The sequence below is a fragment of the Rufibacter soli genome (assembly GCF_054781795.1).
Window position 1 is genome coordinate 1 of the sequence record NZ_BAAGTS010000007.1, and the last position, 908, is coordinate 908.

The window sequence follows — 908 nt, forward strand, 5'->3', positions numbered from 1 at the left end:
ATGAGAGCAATGCCATTGCCGTGAACGGCCATTCTCTCCAGCCACTTGGCAGCTTCCAATCCGTAAGGAGGGTTGCACCAGATCCGGCCTTCCCACACCTGGTTCAGACCATCGTCTTCAATAGTGAAATGGTTGTTAGCCATCTCCCAGGGGCGCACTATCGGAGCGCATGGGTCAAGGTCAAACTCACCGAGCGCCTTGATTATATCGGGAGGCGTAAGCCACTCATCTTTCAGCATCCTAGCTGATTGATGAGAACCTATACCTTTGCGTTGTGCAGATCCTATCATTAGTTATTTTCTTCATCAAGACACACTGCATCTATCTGTTTCTTTATTTCAGGCAGTGCAACCTTTAACCCTTCCACATGATGGTAAGCGGGTATTCCCAGCTTCATTGCGTTAACCAGATTGTCTACTCTTTCAGAAATCTGCTTTAGTTTTTCAATGTTATCTGCTTTCATAAATCATTAGATTAAAGTGATCAGTTTGCCTTTGATCGGCGCGGATCTCAAGGCTTCTACATTGCCTCTCCCGTAGGCTACCAACACGCTGGGCGCTCCTGCATTGGCGGGAGCTCTCTCTCCTGTCACGTGATGGAAGTGTAGCCTACCCTCCAAGAACTTTACCGCATGGGCCTTATTCCAAACCCAGTCAAAAAACATCTTAGTCTCAGTTCTGGCGAAGATGAGAGCAATGCCATTGCCGTGAACGGCCATTCTCTCCAGCCACTTGGCAGCTTCCAATCCGTAAGGAGGGTTGCACCAGATCCGGCCTTCCCACACCTGGTTCAGACCATCGTCTTCAATAGTGAAATGGTTGTTAGCCATCTCCCAGGGGCGCACTATCGGAGCGCATGGGTCAAGGTCAAACTCACCGAGCGCCTTGATTATATCGGGAGGCGTAAGC

3 protein-coding genes are annotated in these 908 nt (G+C 49.6%); all 3 read right to left on the reverse strand.

Annotation, left to right across the window (positions count from 1 at the left end):
* Nucleotides 1-290 (reverse strand): DNA N-6-adenine-methyltransferase (locus ACYVJQ_RS19695; protein ID WP_460894836.1); only part of this gene is annotated, 290 nt, incomplete at its 3' end.
* Nucleotides 290-463, reverse strand: coding sequence for a hypothetical protein (locus ACYVJQ_RS19700; RefSeq protein ID WP_460894837.1), 174 nt, complete (start codon nt 461-463; stop codon nt 290-292). The genes ACYVJQ_RS19695 and ACYVJQ_RS19700, both read right to left, overlap by 1 nt.
* 6 nt (nt 464-469) lie before the next feature.
* Nucleotides 470-908, reverse strand: a 439-nt coding sequence (locus ACYVJQ_RS19705; protein WP_460894838.1) for a DNA N-6-adenine-methyltransferase, incomplete at its 5' end; no start/stop codon positions are given.